Genomic DNA, 22,203 nt, shown 5'->3' on the forward strand with positions numbered 1-22,203 from the left:
ATGACGGCGGGGGAGTGACGGCGGGGGAGTGACGACGGTGGTGGCGGCGACGGCGTCGACGGAGAAAAGCAAACGGGTGACGACCTTTATCGGTTATACTCATTTTCTTTTTTTCATCGCAAGCCATGTCAAACATACTCAAGCTGGGCATTCCCAAAGGCAGCCTCGAAGAAGCCACCAAATCTCTGTTTGCTCAAGCAGGATGGTCGATCAACGCCCGCTCGCGCAACTATTTTCCATCCATTGATGATGCGGAAATACATTGTTCATTGGTGCGCGCCCAGGAAATGGGACACTACATTACCAATGGCGTGCTTGACGCCGGCTTGACTGGCCAGGATTGGCTGGCGGAAACCAACGCCGAGGTCGCGGTGGTGGCCGACCTGGTGTATTCCAAAGCATCCGATCAAAAATGCCGGTGGGTGTTGGTGGTTAAAAACAACTCCGAAATAAAATCAGTCGAAGATCTGGAAGGCAAAAGGGTCGCGACTGAATTGGTTAATTTCACCAAGCAATATCTCGCGCACCGCAACATCAACGCCATTGTGGAATTTTCCTGGGGCGCAACCGAAGCGAAAGTGGTGGAAGGACTGGCCGATGCGGCGGTCGAAATTACCGAGACCGGCAGCACGATAAAAGCCCATGGCTTACGCATCGTCTGCGACTTGCTGGAAACCCATACGGTTTTCGTAGCCAACAAAACGGCGTTGCAGGATGCCTGGAAAAAGCAAAAAATCGAGCAAATCGCCTTGCTGTTGCAAAGCGCCTTGATGGGGCGGGAAAAGGCGCTGTTGAAAATGAACGTCCCCAAAAGCCGACTCGATGAACTGGTCAAGCAGCTTCCGAGTTTGCATGCGCCCACCATCAATCGGCTTTATGGCGATGATTGGCTGGCGGTGGAAACGGTTGTGAGCAAGAAGGAAGTCAGGAAAATTATACCGACCTTAAAAGCCGCGGGCGCGGAAGGAATCCTTGAATTCGAGTTACGCAAAATGGTGCTTTAATAATCACGGCATAACACTGCTGTATTATTCGGCACCACTCAATACTATAAAGCAATACCACTATAAAGCAATACCGCAAAAATCAGACGCAAAACGTAGCCGTTGTGACCAACAACTTGCGCGTCTAATTAACTAGCCCGGATTAATTAACCTGGATTAATTAACCTGGATTAATTAACCTGGATTAATTAACCTGGATTAACTGGCCCGGATTAATTAACCTGGATTTTTCAGGTACTCTATATCAGACGCCTCGATCGGCCCGACCGCCCAGGCGCCGCGCGTCCTGGCATGGTTGATTGCCGCATCTATTGCACTTTGCGTCGCGTCTCTCGGTATTGCCAATACTTGTCCCGGATAGATTAAGTCGGCGTCAATAATCTGGTCGAGATTGGCTTTGTAAATCAACGGCCACCTTTCCGGCACATTGTAAACCTCTTCTATGCCGGCAATAGACCAAAGGTTGCTGCCGGCCACCACCGTCCAGTTGGTAAGTTGGTCGGCTACAGGTTCAACTTCTGCTACTACGGGGGCAGAGACTGCAGGGGTTATAGGGGTTGCAGGCGCAACAACTGCGGCGGCTGCGGGGGTGGCAACTGCTGTTGGCTCGCTTTTTGCGCTTATACAGCCAGCCACCAAAGTTGTAGCCGCCAAAATCAGGGTCAGCTTAAATGCTGAATTGATTTTCTCAGAATTGATTTTATTAGAGGTGTTTTGCATACCCGATATCTCTAGTTTCATAATTATTGTGTAATGCCCTGATAAGCATGATCAGTCATCATGCTTCTCCCCAGCATCCTATCAAGGCGAGTTTAACGCCCAACCACCGCTCTTTGCAAGCGATATATGCAGATAATTTCTGTTTATTCGATGCCGCCCATGCACAAATATTTCATTTCAAGGTATTCTTCAATGCCGCAGGAGGAACCTTCCCGCCCCAGCCCGGATTGCTTGACTCCGCCAAACGGGGCGACTTCTGTGGAGATTAAGCCGGTGTTAATGCCGACCATGCCGTATTCCAGTTCTTCGGCCACGCGCCACACCCGCGCCAGATCATTGCTATAAAAATAAGACGCCAACCCAAACTCAGTGTCATTCGCCATTTTGACCACTTCATCCTCCTCGCTAAACCGGAACAGCGGCGCCAGCGGACCGAAGGTCTCTTCCCTGGCCACTTTCATGTTCGAGGTTACGTTGGTTAATAAAGTCGGCTGGAAATAAGTCCCGCCAAGTTCATGACGCTTGCCGCCGACTACAATTTCCGCACCGTGGCTCACCGCATCCGCAATATGCTGCTCGACTTTCTCGACCGCATTCATGTCAATCAATGGGCCCTGAACCACGCCTTCATCAATGCCTGAGCCCACTTTCATGTTCGCAACTTCTGCGGAAAGTTTTCCGGCAAACTCATCATAAACGCCAGCCTGGACATAAATGCGATTACTGCAAACGCAGGTTTGCCCGGCGTTGCGGTATTTCGAGATGACCGCGCCTTGTACCGCGGCATTGATATCCGCATCTTCGAAAACAATAAACGGGGCGTTGCCGCCAAGTTCCAGCGCCACCTTGATGACCGAATATGAGCATTGCCTCATTAATAACCGGCCAATTTCCGTGGAGCCGGTGAAGCTCAAATGGCGCACCGCAGGATTCGAGGTCATCTCGCCGCCAATGGCGCGCGCGGCACCGGTCAATACGCTGAACAACCCGGGCGGCAGTCCAGCGCGCTGCGCCAACTCGCATAATGCAAAAGCGGACAGCGGCGTTTGCGTGGCCGGCTTGACCACCACAGCGCAACCCGCAGCCAAAGCCGGGCCGACTTTTCGGGTGATCATGGCGGACGGAAAATTCCACGGCGTAATGGCGACGCACACCCCGATCGGCTGCTTGATGACGATCAGCCGTTTGTCGGCTTGATGCTGCGGTATCGTGCCGCCGCTGATGCGCCGCCCTTGGTCGGCAAACCACTCCAAAAATGAGGCGGAATAACCGATCTCACCGCGCGACTCGGCCAATGGCTTGCCCTGTTCCAGGGTCATCAGCAGGGCCAGGTCGTCCTGATTTTCCAGCATCAAGTCGCTCCAGCGCCGCAAAATAACCGCGCGCTCCTTGGCCAGCGTTTTCCGCCAACTAAGCTGAGCGATCCTGGCATGTTCAATCGCCTCGCGCGTCTCGTCCGCCCCCATGTTCGGCACCTTGCCCAAAACCGAGCCATCGGCAGGATTGGTTACCGCGATTTGCTCTCCGCTATTTGCATCACGCCATTGACCGTTGATATAACATTGCTGGCGGAATAATTTTGAATCCTTAAGTTTTATGGTTGCCATGGTCTAATCTCAAGATAATGTATAAGTCGCCTACTGTCTGGGTTCACCACATATGAGACAAAATCAGGTCGCCAAGGCGGGTTGCCGATAATACGCCATCGGCGTCATTAAATCCAAACTATCGTGTGGTCGGCATGATTATAGGTCCACTGGTAATGGACCAGTTCCTGGTTGATCGCGGTCACCTTCAACGGCCCTCGGCAGTGAGGCTTCAGCCTCGCCAAGTCATTGCCAAGATGGCGGGACTAAAGTCCCGCTTCCGACGCCGTCGGCCTGACCTGCTTTAAGCGCACTAGCCGGGCCAAGTCAACAGTCTCTTATGTGTCTGAGCCCGAACACCTACCGATAAGCGGATTAGTCCACAAAAGGATGCCGAACAATAATCGTATCGTCTCGCTCCGGGCCGGTAGAGATAATATCAATCGGCGACTCTAAAAGCGATGACAGTCGATCAAGGTAGGCTTTGGCATTAACGGGCATGTGTTGATAATCTCTAATGCCTTTGGTGGGCTCCCGCCAGCCCGGCAGTTGCTCGTAGACGGGCTCGCATTGCGCCATGGCGTCGGCCCCGTAGGGCGGCAACTCGACCACTTCGCCGTGACAGCGATAGCCGGTGCATATTTTTACAACCTCAAGACCATCCAGCACATCAAGTTTGGTTATGCACAACGAAGTCAGCCCACATACTTGCCGCGCCCTGCGCAATGCCACAATATCCAGCCAGCCGCACCGTCTCGGACGGCCCGTGGTCGCGCCGAACTCATGCCCTTTTTCGCCCAGGTGCTGGCCGGTGTCATCAAACAATTCTGTCGGAAAAGGGCCTGAGCCAACCCGCGTGGTATAGGCTTTGACCACGCCCAGCACCAAATCAATGTCAAGCGGGCCGATTCCAGTGCCCACGGCGGCGGCGGCGGCGGTGGTGTTGGAAGATGTGACATAGGGATAGGTGCCATGGTCGATGTCAAGCAGCATCCCTTGAGCGCCCTCGAACAATATCGATTTTCCCTGCGCTCGCAACTCATGCAAGCGCGCGGCGACATCGCCCAGCATCGGCTCAATCTGCTGCGCTTGCGCCAGGGATTGGTCTAATGTTTGTTGATAATCGATGGTGTCCGCGCCAAAAAAAGTCGCCAATGTATGGTTATGATATTCCATCACCTGCCGCAACTTGCTGGCGAACTTGTCGGGTTGGCGCAAATCGGCAAGCCGCAATCCTCGGCGCGCGATTTTATCTTCATAGCAGGGACCGATGCCGCGGCCAGTAGTGCCGATGGCGTGTTTGCCCTTGGCTTTTTCCCACGCCAAATCCAAGGCGCGATGATAGGGCATGATCATCGGGCAACCATAACTGACCGTCAAGCGCTCGCGAATATCAACGCGTTGCTGTTCGAGTTCTTTTATCTCGCTAAACAAGTGCGCCAAATCCACCACCACGCCATTGCCAATAAAACAGTCAACGCCGACGCGCATGGCGCCCGATGGAATCAGGTGCAACACGGTTTTCCGGCCGTTGATCACCAGCGTGTGCCCGGCGTTATGCCCGCCCTGAAATCGGGCGACGGCATCGGCGCGCCGGGTTAAAAGATCGACGATCTTGCCCTTGCCCTCATCACCCCATTGCGTGCCGAGCAGCACAACATTTCTGGCGGCGTTCCTGGCCATAACCTTAGGAAATTATTCTGAGGAAATTATTCTGATGCAAGGCTATTTGATGCAAGGCTATTTCTAGCGCACGAAATACAACAAAACCACGCCCGCAACCATGCTTCCCAATCCAATGTTTCTGAGCGCGGATTCCGGCGCCGTGATCAAGTTTTGCATAATGCGCTTAAATGCGGCCGGGCTGAAAAACGGGGTAAACCCTTCCAGAATCAAATACAAGGCGAACGCGGCCAGCAGGTCTTCCCAGTTCAACGCCCGGCATTAAATTTTAAACGCAATGTTAAACCGGCCCTTGATTGAACCCTGAATCGAACGGCGAATAATCAAGCAAAAACTAGTTGGCTGCAGCCGCTTCCGAACCCTTGAAATACTTGAAAAACGCTGAACTGGGATCGACTATGATTAAATCCTGTTTGCTGTTAAAGCTGTCTCGGTATGCATTAAGACTGCGGTACAGATTATAAAACTCCTGATCTTTGCCGAATGTGGCGGCGTAAGCCGCGGTTGCTATGGCGTCGCCTTCACCGCGGATAATCTGCGCATCGCGGTCGGCATTGGCCAGCAAAATTTCCCGTTGACGGTCGGCATCGGCGCGAATTTTTTCGGCCGCCTCTTCGCCTTGCGCGCGCAACTCTTTGGCCACGCGCTGCCGCTCTGCGGCCATGCGTTGATATACCCGTTCGCTAATCGCTGGATCCAGATCCACTCTTTTCAAGCGCACATCTATAATTTCTATTCCCAGCGTCGCCGCTTCTTCATTCATAATTTTCTGCACCACTTCCATAATTTGCTTTCTATCCCCGGAGATTACTTCTTGCACGGTACGCTTGCCGAACTCCTGACGCAGGCTGTCGTTCACGCGTTGCGACAAGCGCGATCTCGCGTTCTCCTTGCGGCCTTTCAATCTCGTGTAATACTGGTGCACATCCCTGATCTTCCATTTCACGAACGAATCGACCACCAGATTTTTCTTTTCGCGGGTTAAATACAACTCTGGATCAGCATCCATAGTTTGCACCCGGGCATCAAAGTACTGGACATTGTTAATGAATGGAATTTTCCAGTGCAGTCCAGGTTTGACATCGGATTGCACAATCTCGCCAAACTTGAAGACGATGGCCTTTTCCCGTTCATCGACAAAGTATGCCGCGGAAAAAACGATGGCTCCGACAATCGCAACAAGTGCAAGAAGGAGTGTTAATTTAGCGTTCATGATTATTGCCCCGATTATTGTCTCACTGTGCGATCAACGCTTCGGTCGGTCGATCTTAAAGAACGATTAGTTACCTGATTGCCAGCCGAGCGATTGACGCCGCCCTGATTTGACAGACCGCTTTCTTCTGACAGCTGGCTTCGATTTTTTAACAATTGATCGAGCGGTAAATACATGACAGTGTTACCACCGCTCTGCTGATCGATAATCATTTTACTGGAACGACTAAATACCTGTTCCATGGTTTCCAGGTAAAGACGATCTCTGGTGATATCCGGCGCCTTGCTATATTCGCTCAACACCTGATCAAAACGCGCCGTTTCACCATCCGCCTTGGCTATAATTGAGGCCTTATAGGCATCCGCTTCCTGCAGGATTCGCGCCGAGAAACCGCGCGCCTTGGGGATGATATCGTTGGCATATGCTTCGGCAAGATTTTTCAACCGCTGCTCATCCTCTCGCGCCCTGACCACATCGTCAAATGCATCCTTGACCTGTTCCGGCGGTTGCGCATTTTGCATCTCAACGGTACGAACATTAATGCCGGTCTGATAACGATCGAGAATATCTTGTACCAGCGATTTGGCTTCTGATGCCAACTGCGCGCGTCCCTCGGTAATGGCAAAATCCATGGTATTGCGACCAACGATTTCCCGCACCGCGCTTTCCGTTGCCTGTCGCACGACACTGTCGGCAAGATCCCGAGAGTTGTACTCACTGACATTGAACAATAAATCGGTGGGATCCTTAATATCATATTGCACGGCAAAATGAATATCGATAATGTTTTCATCCTGAGTAAGCATCAGTGCTTCACGGGGCACCGATTGAATCGATCTACTGCCCTTGCGATAACCCACTTCCACAGTGTTAACGTTTTGAGTATTTACTATTTCAACGGATTCAAACGGGGTGGGGATATGCCAATGTAGTCCGGCATCATTGGTTTCGGTATATTTTCCAAAGCGCAACTCGATGGCCTGTTCACCTTGATCGACGGTATAAACGCCGGTAAAAACCCAAAATCCCAGGCCGATAACCAGCAATAGTATAATCAGGCCGTTTCCGCCGGCCCTGCCGCCGCCAGCGCGGCTGTCGCCATTGCCGCCGCCACCGCCTGTTCGACGACCAAACAGATTATCTATACGCTCTTTTGCTTGACGAAACATTTCGTCCAGGTCAGGCGGCCGCTGTTGGCGGCTATGTCCACTACGATTACGCTGATTCCCACGTTGATTCCCGCGCTGATTCCATGGGTCATCGTTGTTACCGTCCGTTCCAGATTGATTTGATTCGGGTCGGTTTGATCCGGATTCATTCCAAGGCATTGTTTAGTCCCGCAATATTGAGTAAGTTGGTGATTGTATCACAATGGTTTAAAATTTAACGATCCATACTACGCTAAATCTCGGCTAAATATCGATAGAGTTGCAGCATTATTTCGGTCGGCTATTGACGTTAAACGCTGTAATACATTTCGAACTCAATCGGATGAGTCGCCATTCTAAGGCGATTCACCTCCTCCATTTTCAGATCGATGTAAGCGTCAATCGAATCATTACTAAATACGCCACCAACCAGCAAAAAATCGCGGCCACGATCAAGCGCTTCCAGGGCAATATCCAAGCCGTGAGCCACGGTAGGAATATTTTTTTCCTGTTCTGGCGGCAGGTCGTACAAGTCCTTATCGCCAGGCTCGCCGGGGTGGGTTTTGTTCTGAATCCCATCCAGCCCGGCCATCAGCATTGCTGAAAATGCCAAATAAGGATTCGCCGTTGAATCGGGAAAACGGATTTCAATCCTCCGACCTTGTGGATTTGACTCATATGGAATGCGGCAGGCGGCAGAGCGGTTACAGGCCGAATAAGCCAATAATACCGGGGCTTCAAAACCCGGCACCAGCCGTTTGTAACTATTGGTGCTGGCATTGGCAAAAGCATTGATCGCCCTGGCGTGCTTGAAAATTCCGCCAATGTAATACAACGCCTGATCGCTTAAACCGCCGTATTGATCGCCGGAAAAAATGTTATTGCCGCGTTTGGATATGGATTGGTGAACGTGCATACCACTACCATTGTCGCCGACCACGGGCTTAGGCATAAAGGTTGCCGTCAACCCGTGCTCATGCGCGACATTGTGAACCACATATTTGAAAATTTGCACTTCATCTGCTTTTGCGACCAGCGTATTAAATTTGCAGCCGATTTCTGCTTGTCCCGCAGTTCCCACTTCATGGTGATGAACTTCCACACCCAACCCCATTTGCGCCATAGTCAAGCACATCTTGCTCCTGACATCGGCTTGGCTATCCACTGGCGCAACCGGGAAATACCCGCCTTTGATACCGGGCCTGTGGCCGATGTTACCGTCTTCGTATTCTTTCGCGCTGTTCCAGGCGGCTTCGGATGAATCGATGTCGTAAAACGCGCCGCTCATGTCGTTTGCCCAATGCACGGCGTCAAATAAAAAGAATTCGTTTTCCGGACCAAAGTAAGCGGTATCACCAATTCCCGTTGAAGTCAAATAAGCCTCGGCACGTTTAGCGATGGATCTGGGGTCCCGGTCATAGCCTTGCATATCTGCGGGTTCAATAACATCACAGCGCAAATTCACGGTGGCATCCTGGGTAAATGGATCCACTACTGCGCTGGCCGGATCAGGCATCAGAATCATGTCGGATTCGTTTATTGCTTTCCATCCGGAAATTGACGATCCATCAAACATCTTGCCGTCTTCAAATAACTCTTCATCCACCATGCCGGTCGGCAAGGTGATATGCTGCTCCTTGCCCAGCGTATCGGTAAATCGCAAATCGACAAAATTCGCCTTGCTTTCTTTTATTAATTTCAACGCGTCTGCTACAGACATATAAATAACCTCTAAATAACCTCTAAATAACCTCGGTTCAAATACCAGAAATCCCCTGCAATTTAACTATTGGGGAGCTCTGAATAATGCCAACTTTAATATTATGGAATATACCCTATCCCAAAACATATTATTACTGTCCGGGTGCACCACATATGAGACAAAATCAGGTCGCCACGGTGGGTTGCTGATAATACACCATCGGCGTCATTAAATCCAAACTATCGTGTGGTCGGCATGATTATAGGTCCACTGGTAATGGACCAGTTCCTGGTTGATCGCGGTCACCGTCAACGGCCCTCGGAAGTGAGGCTTCAGCCTCGCCAAGCCATTGCAAATGGCGGGACTAAAGTCCCACTTCCGACGCCGCCGGCCTGACCTGCTTTAAGCGCACCAGCCGGTCCGGGTTAACAGTCTCTTATGTGTCTGAGCCCGAACATTACCCCGATGCACTATATTTGCGCCGGGTAATTTTATAGTGCTGATTTTACTGAGGGAGCATAAAAACACTTGGAGAAAACCAGCATTCGATTGTTCGCGGGCATGGCCACATCGTCAATCAGCGACAGTTGATTTCGATTCGCCAGGGCGACAATGGCGCGATCATCCCGAATTCCCATCTGTGAGTCCTGGCAGAGCAGACTGCCATGAAATTTTTGGTTGCTTGGGCTGGTGAATTCTCCATTGCGGTTGAACGGCCCATACAAGATAAACAGTCCATTATCCAGTAGCAGACACCCCACTCCTCTGAACATTTCCACCACCGCATCCCAGCCCATGATATGCGCGGTATTGGCGCTGAAAACGCCATCAAATTTGGTGCCCAAATTATGTTTGTTGTCCTGTTTACCGGCTGGCCATTGCTCCTTTTGTCGCACGTCAAGGGCGATGGGCTTGCCAATATTATCTAATGCAGCATCGGCTATCCAAAGATTAATGCCCGGATGAAACTGAACCTGGTCGCTGGTTTGCCAAAATAGCCCAGGCAAATTCTTCGCAAAAAACACGGCATGCTGACCGCTGCCGGAACCGATTTCCAGAACGCGCGAGGCCTTGGCAAAATAATTTTTCAATACCTCAAGAATAGGTTGTTTATTATTTTCGCAAGCCTGTGAAAATGGCTTCATATTGATCTATTTGAATGCTTCGTTATCGACGTCGGCGTCATTTTTGCTGGCATCATTTTCGGCGGCGTCTGTTCCGCTTGCGCTACTCGCCCCGCTGTTTCGCGCCATCCGACATACATCTGCATTGGCGCGGGTTTTATCATACAACCCTTGCGCGAGCAGGCTTAGCCCGCCGCTGGCGATAGCCGCACCTAAGGCGATACCGGATTCCACCAACCCTTTAGGGTCTGCTTCGATTCGAGGATGCTTCATGGTGCCGCCCACTCGAATCATTTTTGCAATGGAGTTAACATTGATTCCGAAACCTCTTCTGGCTTTTGGTCTAATGACCAGTTTTAATTTCTCATCACCCAGTTTGATCTCGCCACCGCCAAGCAATGTGACCACGGTAGTTTTTAACGCCAAGCCATGCTCTGTTTGCGCGACGCCATTATCCACATTAAATTGAATCACCCCGCATTCAATGTCCAGATACTCGTCTTGTTGACTCAGCGGATTGATCGCATCAAACAATCCCAGAAATAAATCCCCGCCAAGGCGTTGCAGACTATCGTTTTTAATTTGCGCCCCGCTGAACTCCAACAATACCGAGCCGGTGGCGTTGCCGGCGATTTCTGAAACAGAGCCGCCTGTTCCATCGAGATTAATAGCCACGGAAAATACGCCGGCATCGTCAGCAACTGATTTTCCCAGTTTGGTCAGCGCGGAAAAATCAACATGCTCACCGTTAACATCGAGATGTGCATTGAATTTTTGCCCTGTTTTATTCTGCCCGTCTTGATTTTGCCTGTCTTGACTTTTTGGCGCCAGTGCAAGATTTGCGTTAATCGACCCCTGGCTGCTTTCTCCGCTTACTGTGGTAACCAGATGTCCATTGTCAACTGAGATTGTGGCTTGGAAATCATCCAAAATAAAGCTGGTGCTCTTGAAATGTTCAGCACTAAAATTTATTTGCGCCTGGGTATCCATCAACCCATCGAGTTTCAGCGGAGTCTCGGAGAAAAACTTATCCGCATCATCGCCTTCGACTAACAACTCGGTTAAATCAAAATTTTTCGAAACCAGTTCCGCCCAATAGTTTCTTTTCACAACTGCAGCGTCGCCTGCTTCTGCGTCCGCTTTTGAATGAATAAAACCCATTTTCCCTGAAAGATCATTGCCTGCTATTTCAATATCAAGCGAGATATTCTGGGTATTATCACTATTTTTAAAACTGATCGTCCCCTGCGCAGGATTATCCCATACCAAGGGTAAATCGGTGCTGCGCACGATGGCTGCCAGCGACTTGGCATCAAATTTCAACTCAAATTCATCTGCTTGTAATGGAGAAATCTGGCTAAATGCGCCACTGGCATTGAGCATGACATGCTCTGAATTTATATTGAAATCGATGTTTTCCAAACCAACGCCGCCATCCGCGAACACAATATCCATAGAACCGGACAAGTCGCCGGACAGCATAGCGGGATTTAACACTGGAACATCCACGGCGGCTATAAATTCAGGGTCTGCAATCCCCGACAATGCCATTGACAATCTGCCGGATAATGTTTGAGCAAGCCGGTCGAGCAAATCACTCGATGGCACAGGCGCCTTAGCGGATAAATTAGTCACGGATAAATTATTCACAAATAAATTGTCCAGGCGTCCGGAAATCTGTCCGCTGAATTTATCGGATAGCGTGGCCACGTTTATTTTCTTGAGTGAGTAGCCACCAGATTCACCCACAACGGCTTGACCCGATAATTGAGCGCTGCCGTTCAAAGGCAGTAACTGAGATAACCAGCCAGAAAACGGGAGATTTGGATACATGTCATCAATGGGAGCGACGGAATCCAGCCTCAATCCTATATTCAGATTGATGTTTGGCGCATCCCCAAGTTCAAGGATTTGACCATCAATATCAATCGTTAAATCAGGGTCAACCAGAGTTGCGGTAATTTTGTTGAGATTGAATTTTCCTGCAGCATCCTGCTTCAATACGCCAGTCATATTCAAAGGCCCGGCCTTGGGCAACTTGCGATTGGCCAGCGACTCAAGTTTCGAGAGACTGTTTACACCCAACTGCATATCCATTTGAAAATCCCGAAATTTTAACAAATTTCCGGCCGAGCCAAGGCCGCTTAGTTGAACCCCATCGCCCTGTCCGCGAATCTCAAGATTAGACAACTCCACCGATGAACCTTTAATTAAAACTGCTCCAACCAGTGATAATTCATCAACCAATGCCAGCAACCTGGAGGGGTGAATTTGACTCAGCATCTCCTGATTGATCACGGCAGCGAACTCAATTTCACCCATTTGGCCCGAGCCCAGGTCATTTATTTTTCCTGTTGCATTTAGATTTAAACTTTCCGCGGTGCTTGCTATTTTGTCGCTTGATATTTTAATGGCCATCAAATCAAAACTCGATGCCCGACGATTAAGATTGGCCACGACTTTTATCGCTTGCGTGTCAGGCCACCACAATCCCGCGGACGCTCCCTCAGGCCGGTCAAATAGCCTGACCAGTGAGTCCGGGCTCTCTATTGTCATTTCCAGCGGCAAGGGCGCCGACCAGTCGTTGAGCGCATTGGCAACTGCGCCAGCCGCATGGACGCTGATGCCCTCGGCAACAATTTCCGCATGCTCTATATTGAGGGTTAAATTTCTCCGGTCGCCGAAAACGCTTCCGGCAATGACGGTTTCCAGCTTCGCTTGATGACTGATACTTGGCGATATGATTTCCCTATCAAGATTTCCGGTGGCATTAAATCTAATATCCACTTCATTAAATCCTATCAATTGCCCGATTTCCCCCTCCGCGTAAGCCTGCAATCCGTGCTCCGATGATGCCAGATTCAAGGACTCCACTCGCATCGTTCTGGGCGTTTCCGGTTGAATCAATTCCCATCGTGCCGAGATATTTCTATATGGCGGCAACCAAAACCCGAACAAGTTTGACAAATCGGCTAAATTGGTTACGTTGGCATCGATCCAAAGATTCAATCCATGCCATAGAAACAAATTCTGGATCACGCCGGAAATCGAAACTTGATTGGCGGGCGCGCCAACGTATCCGCTGAGCGCGACCGGCGATTCGCGAAAGCGCAACAATGATTCCAGGCTGCCTAATTCTCCTGACATCGAAATGGCGGTTTTTTCGGCTTCGCCCGAGGCCTCAATGCGAGTAGGTCGATTGGCTCCCATTGATGTTACGCTGGCATGGTCAATGCTAAATTCCCAGTCGCGGTTTTTACGAAAATAGAATATCCGGCCATTACGAATAGTCAGCGCTTCTATGGCCACCCAAGCCGGGAATAATCGGCTCATTTTAGCGGTCTTGTTGGAGGTCTTGTTGGGTGATCTTAAATCAAGATTAAATATTTTCGTCTCAGAATTCCGCTCAATCCACAATTGCGGTTGGTCCAATTCGATGGCGGTGACCGTCAACTTACCGCGCAGCAACTCCGCAAAAGAAAGCGAAAGGGTTAATTTGTCTGCGGTAAAAGCAAACGGCGTTCGCGCCCAACTGCTGTTTGCAAGCCTGATCTGCTGCGCGTAAATCGTCGGGGACAGGCTCCATTCTGCGCCCAAGCCGCCGGCAATGGTAAATGCCCGGCCGGTTTTCGATTCCACATACGATTCGATTGCATGCTGTACATCGCTTTGATTCAAAAACACCGTGGCCGCCAGCGGTATAAGCAAGACGATGGCGGCCACGGAAATAATTATTTTTGCCTTATACGACATGATACGACATTGTATTTGCGCTTAAAAATCGCGACCGATCTTTATGCGATTTCCAGCGCCAAAGTATGTTAACAATATAATTTATCGTTGCGCTAACCTGGCAATGACATCACAAAATTTTTCGATTTCGTCTTCAGTGTTGTAATAGTGCAGCGATGCCCTGGCCAGTGCATCGATTCCCCGATTCTGGAAATCAACCAGGCTGCCTGGGCCTGCAGAAACCCAGATATTGATTTTATGTTCGCTTAGCCTGCTTCTGGTTTCGGACGGATGTTGGCCATTGACAGCAAATGTCACAATGCCGCATTGCACCGCCCCACGATCATAAACGGTAACTTTTGGGATGTTTATCAGTTGTTGACGACAAATTTTCGCCAATTTGTAAATACGATTTTGGATAGGGGTCATGCCTATTTCATCGGCATAGTCCATAGCCGCCGCCAACCCTAATTTCCCCGCCATGTGACATTCAAAATTCTCGAATCGTCGCGCGCTGTCAACCAGTTCATAATGACTGTGGTCGATCAGATTAACGCCTTGTTGCTCCAGAAACAGGGGTTCCGCCGTTTCAAAATAACTTCTCGCAACATACAAAACGCCGGTTCCTCGGGGCCCGCGCAAATATTTTCGCCCGGTTGCGGACAATGCGGTGCAGCCGATTTTTTCAGCCTGCAGATGCAATTGCCCGATAGACTGACAGGCATCCAGCAAATACGGGATGCCGGCTTGTGCCGCAACCGCGCCCACCGCTTGTGCATCATTAACCATTCCACAACCGGTTGGAATATGGCTAATTGAAATCAGTTTGGTTTTTTCGTTGATCAAGCCTTTCAGGCTTTCAAGGTCCAGATCACCCTTGTCATCGGTTGCGATAAAATCAATTTTTACGCCTTTAGTCCGCGCCATTTGTATGTAAGCAACCATATTGCTGCCGTAGTCAACCCGAGTGGTAATAATCCTGTCGCCGGAATTTAATCGAAGGCTATGGAAAAAATGTTGCCAACCACGGGTGCTGCCGTCGCAGAATGCGATTTCATCAGGCTTGCAGCCAATCAATTTTGCTGCGGAGGCATAAAACCCTTCTAATTCATCTTTTCTGCGGCGTCCTGTTTCATAGCCGCCGAATTGCTGTTCCTGCGCCAGGTATTCAAGAACCTTATTGCTCACCGGTTCAGGCATCAACGAACAACCCGCATTGTTGAAATGAATCATGTTTTCACAACTTGGCGTGTGTCGCCGAATTTGTTCTATATCCAGTTCCACATTAATCTCCGAATTGCTCTGGTGTTCACGTCATTTTTTAGCAATACGTTGCTCTGCAAGCGTTGTTAAGGCACCAGCGCAAGGTCCTGCAAGCCACAGGTTTCACCGAAACCGAACATTAAATTCATGTTCTGAACTGCCTGACCGGCCGCACCTTTGACAAGATTATCTTCTACAGCAAGCACCACGATAGTCCTGCCCTCTTGCGGCCGATGAATGGCGATCTGGCAACGGTTGCTTCCGCGCACATTTTTTGTGTCTGGATGAGAGCCTGATGGCAGCACATCAACAAAGGGTTCATGCTCAAAACGTCTTTCGAAGATGGACTGAATCTGATTGATGGTTAAATGATTGCTTTCATCGGTTAGCCGTGCGTACAAAGTCGCATGAATTCCCCTGATCATGGGCAGCAGGTGCGGGGTGAATATCAGCTCCACGGCCTGGTTGCTGATGGCTTGCAGCCCTTGCTTAATCTCGGGAAAATGGCGGTGACCGGAAACGGCATAAGCCTTGAATGAATCCGAAACTTCGGCGAATGATGTCGCCAAGGCGGCTTTTCGGCCGGCCCCTGAAACCCCTGATTTTACATCGGCAATCAGGCCATCGGTTTGAATTAAATTATTTTCCAGCAAGGGCAGAAAACCAAGTTGCACGACCGTGGGATAGCAGCCCGGATTGGCCACCAACCGGGCCTCGCTAATCCGCTCTCGGTAAATTTCCGGCAACCCATATACCGCCTGGGAAATCAATTTCGGGCAATGGTGTTTCGTGCCATACCAGGCCTCCCATTCGGCCACATCCTGCAATCTGAAATCCGCTGATAAATCGATGAACTTGACGCCAGCGGCGAGTAATTGTTCGGCATGGCGCATGGCCACCCCTTTTGGCGTCGCGCTAAACACCACATCGCACTGGGTCAAATCACAATGATCCGGATCAGAAAATGTGATATCGCAGCGACCCATTAAAGAAGGAAAATACGCGGATACCGATCGCCCGGACTCGGCACGCGAGGTGACGACCGTTACCTGGGCATAAGGATGATTAGCGAGAATTCGCAGCAGCTCAATGCCGGTATAACCGGTGCCACCCATAATTCCGATCTTTATCGAGGTCAATTTTTCCATCGTTTCAGGCAGTCATGTTGCTTGCCGAAAAGGCGAATAGTTCAGATAAATCCAATTTTTTATCCCGAATTTCTATGTTTTATGTGTCATTAAACTTGCAGCAGCTCTGATAGAATCAAACAATAGCAGCAGTAACCGTGCATTTTTGATGGCTATTAGTATACCTTCAAATTAAATTGAAAGTTGCCCATAGAACAAATCACCCGCAATAATATGTCCGTAGAACAACCACCTCTGGCTAAAAGATATCAGCGAACGCTGGACGCGGTGGCGGAGTATGCGAACCAATATCAAGGCCGAGTATCAACGGTAAAATTGATTGCAGTGAGCAAGCGCCACAATGCTGAGAAAGTGGTTGAACTGATTAAGCTGGGGCATCGGGATTTCGCGGAAAACTATGTGCAGGAAGGGGTTGAAAAAATTGACCGAGTGAACCTTGCCCTTGAAAACCTGGCTATGGAAAACAGGGGAGTCGAAAATAACATTTGTTGGCATTTCATAGGCCATATACAAAGCAGAAAATGCACAAAGATCGCCGAGTGTTTCGACTGGGTTCACACCGTACACAGCACAAAAGTTGCTGAAAAATTGAATCAACACAGAGGCGACCGACCCCCATTAAAGGTTTTAATTCAACTCAATTTACAACAGGAATTATCCAAATCCGGTGTCTGCTTAAATGAACTTCCGCAGTTGGCAAACGCGGTGCGCGAACTGCCAAACTTAAATTTTCGCGGGCTGATGATTATTCCTGAAATAGAACCCGATTTTGAAAAACAGCGGGCTATTTTCAGGCGGTGCAGAATAGCCCTTGAACAACTCAACCAACAGGGTTTCAATCTGGATCAACTGTCGATGGGCATGACCGACGACATGCAAGCGGCCATTCTGGAAGGTGCGACACAAATACGAATAGGGACGGCAATTTTCGGTCCTCGTCCGACACAGGCATGATGAATTCCGAGTGTCCTGATGAACGCAAGGATGTGCTGTCCGGGCTCAGACACATAAGAGACTGTTAATCTGGCCCGGCTGGTGCGCTTAAAGCAGGTCAGGCCGGCGGCGTCGGGAGTGGGACTTTAGTCCCGCCATCTTGGCAATGGCCTGGCGAGGCTGAAGCCTCACTTCCGAGGGCCGTTGACGGTGACCGCGATCAACCAGGAACTGGTCCATTGCCAGTGGACCTATAATCATGCCGACCACACGATAGTTTGGATTTAATGATGCCGATGGCGTATTATCGGCAACCCACCGTGGCGACCTGATTTTGTCTCATATGTGGTGAACCCGGACGCCCTTTAGAGAAATTCGCAATGAACCCATCCGCAAACAACCGCATCGCATTTATTGGGGGAGGCAATATGGCGCGCAGCATTATTGGGGGATTGATTTCCTCTGGCTGGCACGCGAAAAATATTTTTGCGTCAGACCCGTCAAAAGTGCAGCGTGATTTACTGGCACAGCAATTTAGCATTGCGATTTACGAAAACAACGAAAAATGCGTCAGCCAGGCCGATATCGTTGTGTTGTCGGTAAAACCGCAGGTATTAAAACAAGCGGTGGAATCGATTCGCGCAGCATTGGTTGAACATAATCCTTTAATCATATCCATTGCCGCCGGCATCAGAGCCAGCGATATCATGCAATGGATTGGACAGGAAGCACCTTTTGTGCGGGCGATGCCCAACACCCCGGCGCTGGTGAATTGCGGGGTCGCTGGATTGCTCGCCAATGCACATGCCAGCAGTGCGCACAAGCAAGCCGCGGCGCAAGTCATGCAAGCCGTGGGAGCGGTGATATGGGTCGATAACGAAAGCGATATGGATACGGTCACCGGAATTTCCGGCAGTGGCCCGGCCTACTTTTTCAAACTGATGGAAATCATGATCACGGCGGCGGAATCGCATGGTCTGAGCCGCGCGGCCGCGAGAACGCTGGTGTTGCAGACCGCATTGGGCGCCGCCAAACTGGCGGCCGATAGCGCGCATTCACCGGCTGAGTTGCGCCGCCAGGTCACCTCGCCGGGCGGCACCACCGAGGCGGCATTATTGACTATGGAGCAACACGGTATCGATGAGGCCATCACCCTCGGCGTTAATGCCGCCATTGAAAAATCCGCCGAGCTGGCAAAAACGCTGGGGGCAATGTAAATGCCGTACCTGCAAAATGCGTTGAATTTTGTCATTGAAACCATAGTGGGATTGTATTTGACCGCGGTCATACTGCGTTTTCTGTTTCAGTTGCTGCAAGTGGATTTTCGCAATCCTATCTCCCGATTTATTATTATTGCAACCAGTCCGCCCTTAAAAATATTGCGTCGCTTCATCCCGGGACTGTACGGCATGGACCTGTCGGTGGTCGCGCTGATTCTGATCATTGGGCTGATTAAAACCGGTTTGCTGCTCGCCCTGTCGGGTTATCCGTTTAACATTCCCGGAACACTGGTGATCACTCTTGCCGAAGTTCTCAATACCATCGCCTGGACTTTCATTATTGTCATTATCGGCAGCGCCATCCTGAGCTGGGTGGCGCCGGTGTCGCAACACCCGGTCGCGCATTTAATCAACAGCATGAGCCATCCGCTGATCCGGCCGTTCAGAAAAATTCTGCCGCCGATTCAGGGCCTCGACCTATCGCCGCTGCTGGCTTTGCTGGCATTGAACCTGATCCAGAGACTGGTGATACTCCCAATTACCGATTTCGGGCGCAGCTTTTTTTTCTAGCTTTCTCCGGGCTTTTTCTCGGGTTTTTTCTCAGGTTTTTTTCTTGGGGCTTTTTTCTGCTCAGGAAAATCTGGAATTCCGGGAGATCAATAAGATCAACAGAATCACCGGCAGCCCGAGAATCGCGGTAATCAAAAAGAACTGCGCATAACCGACTTCGTTGACCATGCTTCCCGAGTAACCGCCCAGCACTTTGGGTATCAAGGTCATCAATGAAGTGAATATCGCAAACTGCATGGCCGTGAACTTTATATTGGTGAGTGCCGACAAAAATGCAACGAAAGCGGCGCTGGCTATTCCCGCGCTTAAATTATCCGCGCCGATTACCAGGTATAACATTGTCATGTTGTAACCCAACTTCGCCAATATCATAAACAGCAAGTTGGTTGCGGCGGACAAAATCGCGCCTAACAGCAATATTCGCAGCACCCCGAATTGCAATGACATCAAGCCACCGAGAAATCCGCCGAACAACGTCATGCCCAATCCAAATGCCTTCGCTACGGTGGCAACTTCGTTTTTTGAATATCCCAGATCATAGTAAAACACATTGGCCACAACGCCTAAGACGATATCCGAAATTCGATAAAGCCCGACCAACGCCAACAGCAATATCGCGCTATGCATGCCGTAGCGCTGAAAAAAATCCCGCACCGGGTTTAAGTAAAGCCCTTGAAGGATCGAGGCCTCAACCAAACGGGTTTTTATCAGCAATGTCGCGATAGCAAATGCAACAAACAGGCCCAGCGTTAATTTCAAGCATTCGACAATGAATCCTGCCAGCCCCTTGTTGTTGGTTAATTCCATCACAAATATTTTCAGGTTTGCGCCCGCTTCGGCGGAATAAACATACGCTACAATGAAACCCGACACACAAAAAATAAACAGCGTCACCGCCTGAGCGCTATGCCGCGAGTTTGAATGCGAGCGGGGTTTGGAAGCCTCCGGCTCCGGCATCAACAAGGTCGTGGCAACGCCTACAATCATGCACGCCGCCATCAGCAAGTAGGTGTTGTGCCAGGCGGAAAACGAATACGCATCAGTGGTAGAGCCGAAATAACTTGCCAGATAGAGTGCGCCTGCGCCTGCGACTAACATGCCAATACGGTATCCGGCGATATAAGTTGCTGACATCAATGCCTGTAACTGAACGCCAGCGGATTCGATGCGGTAGGCATCGATAACGATGTCCTGAGTGGCGGAAGAAAAACCAAGCATCACTGCGGCCAGAGCTAAATAAATCAAGTTTGTTTGATCGGCTGCGGGATCCAGATTGGCCATCAATACAAGAGCAGCTACCACCAACGCCTGGGCGAACAAAATCCAGCTTCTCCTCCGGCCGAGCGCGCGGGTCAAAATCGGTAACGGTAAATTGTCAACCAAAGGCGCCCAGACAAACTTGAATGAGTAGCCCAAGGTAGCCCAGCTAAAATACGTGACCACGGAACGATCTATGCCCGCTTCCAGCAACCAAAATGACAGCGAGGAGAATATCAACCACAACGGCAGCCCTGCTGAAAAACCCAGAAACAACATGGTGACCACCCGAGGATGGGAAAAAGCGCGCAACGAATCTTTCCAGTTGAGATTTTGTGCGTGAAAATTTGTACTCATGTTTGTACTCAGGTTTGTACTCATGTTTGTACTCAGGGATGTTTGATTCTGGTCATGTTTTTGATCTGGCTTATGCGGCTCGTTTCATCGTTGCCGCCGACAGACCAATTGGCACGCAAGTATCCTATACTATCCACTAAACCGTATACTTTTGGAAATTTCTAAATTCATGTCCAATTTGAAAGCCGAACTCCTCGCTATCTGCGTTCAAAACAACATTTTGCATTTCGGTGAATTCACCCTGAAATCCGGCCGCGTCAGTCCGTATTTCTTTAACGCCGGACTATTCAATACCGGCGCGCTTTTGGGGCAACTCGCAACGTGCTACGCCGCACTCCTATCGGATAAACTAAAAAATGATTTCATGCTCTATGGCCCGGCTTACAAAGGCATCCCGTTGGTCGCCGCCACTGCGATACAGCTGGCGAACCGCCAACAACGCAACGTCGCCTATGCGTTCAATCGCAAGGAGACCAAGGATCATGGCGAAGGCGGCAACCTAGTCGGCGCCGCGCTTAACGGCGACGTGGTCATCGTTGACGATGTCATCACCGCGGGAACATCGATCGATGAATCGGTCAAAATCATTAAATCAGCCGGCGCAAAACCCTGTGCAATCGCCATCGCCTTGGATCGCCAGGAAATCGCCGATGGCGACACTCACTCCGCTGTTCAAAAAATCGAGCGGCAATACAATGTGCCGGTATTATCGCTATTGAAGCTGGACGATTTGGTCGATTATCTGCAGTCGACTCAGGCATATCGACAATATTATGATGCCGTCGCCGCCTACCGTGATGCTTATGGAAGCAGATGATGGCGTGCCGCCGATCGTTATGTCGCCGCAAGAATTAATCGCCCATGGCAAATATCATTGCAAACATCACAACGCATCATTATCCAGTTCACCGGTCCTGATTCGAATCGCCTGGTCCAAATCATAGACAAAGATTTTGCCGTCCCCCAACTTGCCGGTTTGCGAAGCCTGCACAATGGCGTCCACCACCTGATCCAGCCTATCGCTTGACACCGCGACTTCAAGTTTGACTTTTGGAACAAAATCCACCACGTACTCCGCGCCACGGTACAGTTCGGCATGTCCTTTCTGTCGTCCAAATCCCTTGACTTCGGTTATGGTCATTCCCTGCACGCCTATTTCCGAAAGCGCATCCCTGACCTCGTCCAGTTTGAACGGCTTGATGATGGCGGTGATGAGTTTCATCAAAATTTTTTCAGGCAACAGGTGATATTTCGGGTCATATTTAATGGCGCGCCCGGAGAGATTCGAACTCCCGACCCCCTGGTTCGTAGCCAGGTACTCTATCCCACTGAGCTACGGGCGCAACTTGGTCATTGGTCTAACAGTACCGAAATTGTGATGTTATTTCAATGGCAATAAAGTGACTGTACCGCACTTTATAGCTTGATTCCGGGAATAATAATCAAGCAGTGGACGGTTAACTGTTAGCGATAAGCTGACATCTCCTTTGCACATAACGCTCCAGTCAATGATTATCCGTATTCAATAAAATGTCGCGGCTGC

At 50.1% G+C, this 22,203-nt stretch carries 18 protein-coding genes and 1 tRNA gene; 5 read left to right on the top strand and 14 right to left on the bottom strand.

Annotated elements, in window-relative coordinates; translation table 11 throughout:
* Positions 1–125: 125 nt before the first annotated feature.
* The gene (gene hisG, locus ACP158_RS13055; RefSeq protein WP_424946551.1) at positions 126–1,004 is read left to right on the top strand and encodes an ATP phosphoribosyltransferase; all 879 of its coding nucleotides are present in this window, start codon (positions 126–128) and stop codon (positions 1,002–1,004) included.
* Positions 1,005–1,220: 216 nt separating this feature from the next.
* On the opposite strand, the gene ACP158_RS13060 is transcribed toward hisG, so the two are convergent.
* From ACP158_RS13060 to argC, 11 genes are all read right to left on the bottom strand, one after another.
* A complete protein-coding gene (locus ACP158_RS13060) occupies positions 1,221–1,724 on the bottom strand; it encodes a LysM peptidoglycan-binding domain-containing protein (RefSeq protein ID WP_424946552.1) in 504 nt (167 codons plus the stop codon).
* Between the two features lie 143 nt (positions 1,725–1,867).
* Positions 1,868–3,331 (bottom strand): NADP-dependent succinate-semialdehyde dehydrogenase, encoded by a 1,464-nt coding sequence (gabD, locus tag ACP158_RS13065; protein ID WP_424946553.1) that lies wholly within the window; start codon positions 3,329–3,331, stop codon positions 1,868–1,870.
* Positions 3,332–3,685: 354 nt separating this feature from the next.
* Positions 3,686–4,993: an adenylosuccinate synthase gene (locus ACP158_RS13070; protein ID WP_424946554.1), complete on the bottom strand. Its 1,308-nt coding sequence runs from the start codon at positions 4,991–4,993 to the stop codon at positions 3,686–3,688.
* A 63-nt stretch (positions 4,994–5,056) separates the two neighbouring features.
* Positions 5,057–5,245, bottom strand: coding sequence for a DUF2065 domain-containing protein (locus ACP158_RS13075; protein WP_424946555.1), 189 nt, complete (start codon positions 5,243–5,245; stop codon positions 5,057–5,059).
* A gap of 82 nt (positions 5,246–5,327) precedes the next feature.
* Positions 5,328–6,206 carry a protease modulator HflC gene (gene hflC, locus ACP158_RS13080; RefSeq protein ID WP_424946556.1) on the bottom strand — a complete coding sequence of 293 codons (879 nt, stop codon included), beginning with the start codon at positions 6,204–6,206 and terminating at the stop codon, positions 5,328–5,330.
* 14 nt (positions 6,207–6,220) lie between these two features.
* Positions 6,221–7,534 (bottom strand): FtsH protease activity modulator HflK, encoded by a 1,314-nt coding sequence (gene hflK, locus ACP158_RS13085; RefSeq protein ID WP_424946557.1) that lies wholly within the window; start codon positions 7,532–7,534, stop codon positions 6,221–6,223.
* A gap of 130 nt (positions 7,535–7,664) precedes the next feature.
* A complete protein-coding gene (gene glnA, locus ACP158_RS13090) occupies positions 7,665–9,074 on the bottom strand; it encodes a type I glutamate--ammonia ligase (protein WP_424946558.1) in 1,410 nt (469 codons plus the stop codon).
* A 473-nt stretch (positions 9,075–9,547) separates the two neighbouring features.
* The gene (locus ACP158_RS13095; RefSeq protein ID WP_424946559.1) at positions 9,548–10,201 is read right to left on the bottom strand and encodes a DUF938 domain-containing protein; all 654 of its coding nucleotides are present in this window, start codon (positions 10,199–10,201) and stop codon (positions 9,548–9,550) included.
* Between the two features lie 6 nt (positions 10,202–10,207).
* Positions 10,208–13,933: an AsmA family protein gene (locus tag ACP158_RS13100; protein ID WP_424946560.1), complete on the bottom strand. Its 3,726-nt coding sequence runs from the start codon at positions 13,931–13,933 to the stop codon at positions 10,208–10,210.
* 81 nt (positions 13,934–14,014) lie between these two features.
* Positions 14,015–15,196 (bottom strand): aminotransferase class V-fold PLP-dependent enzyme, encoded by a 1,182-nt coding sequence (locus tag ACP158_RS13105; protein WP_424946561.1) that lies wholly within the window; start codon positions 15,194–15,196, stop codon positions 14,015–14,017.
* 65 nt (positions 15,197–15,261) lie between these two features.
* Positions 15,262–16,323, bottom strand: coding sequence for an N-acetyl-gamma-glutamyl-phosphate reductase (gene argC, locus ACP158_RS13110; RefSeq protein WP_424946562.1), 1,062 nt, complete (start codon positions 16,321–16,323; stop codon positions 15,262–15,264).
* A 183-nt stretch (positions 16,324–16,506) separates the two neighbouring features.
* Between argC and ACP158_RS13115 the strand changes: the two genes are divergently transcribed.
* The 3 genes from ACP158_RS13115 (at position 16,507) to ACP158_RS13125 (ending at position 19,046) form a co-directional block, all read left to right on the top strand.
* The gene (locus tag ACP158_RS13115; protein WP_424946563.1) at positions 16,507–17,277 is read left to right on the top strand and encodes a YggS family pyridoxal phosphate-dependent enzyme; all 771 of its coding nucleotides are present in this window, start codon (positions 16,507–16,509) and stop codon (positions 17,275–17,277) included.
* A gap of 359 nt (positions 17,278–17,636) precedes the next feature.
* Entirely contained in the window at positions 17,637–18,473 is an 837-nt protein-coding gene (gene proC / locus ACP158_RS13120; RefSeq protein ID WP_424946564.1) for a pyrroline-5-carboxylate reductase, read from the top strand.
* Positions 18,474–19,046 (top strand): YggT family protein, encoded by a 573-nt coding sequence (locus ACP158_RS13125; RefSeq protein WP_424946565.1) that lies wholly within the window; start codon positions 18,474–18,476, stop codon positions 19,044–19,046.
* Positions 19,047–19,106: 60 nt separating this feature from the next.
* Here the strand turns inward: ACP158_RS13125 and ACP158_RS13130 are convergent, their stop codons facing one another.
* Positions 19,107–20,660 carry an AmpG family muropeptide MFS transporter gene (locus ACP158_RS13130; RefSeq protein ID WP_424946566.1) on the bottom strand — a complete coding sequence of 518 codons (1,554 nt, stop codon included), beginning with the start codon at positions 20,658–20,660 and terminating at the stop codon, positions 19,107–19,109.
* Positions 20,661–20,829: 169 nt separating this feature from the next.
* Between ACP158_RS13130 and pyrE the strand changes: the two genes are divergently transcribed.
* Complete coding sequence (gene pyrE, locus ACP158_RS13135) at positions 20,830–21,477, top strand: orotate phosphoribosyltransferase (protein ID WP_424948471.1); 648 nt, start codon at positions 20,830–20,832, stop codon at positions 21,475–21,477.
* A gap of 66 nt (positions 21,478–21,543) precedes the next feature.
* Here the strand turns inward: pyrE and glnK are convergent, their stop codons facing one another.
* The gene (glnK, locus tag ACP158_RS13140; protein WP_424946567.1) at positions 21,544–21,882 is read right to left on the bottom strand and encodes a P-II family nitrogen regulator; all 339 of its coding nucleotides are present in this window, start codon (positions 21,880–21,882) and stop codon (positions 21,544–21,546) included.
* Positions 21,883–21,926: 44 nt separating this feature from the next.
* A tRNA-Arg gene (locus tag ACP158_RS13145) sits at positions 21,927–22,003 on the bottom strand.
* Between the last annotated feature and the right edge of the window lie 200 nt (positions 22,004–22,203).

It is taken from the genome of Candidatus Spongiihabitans sp. (assembly GCF_965247905.1).
Taxonomy (GTDB): domain Bacteria; phylum Pseudomonadota; class Gammaproteobacteria; order Arenicellales; family Poriferihabitantaceae; genus Spongiihabitans.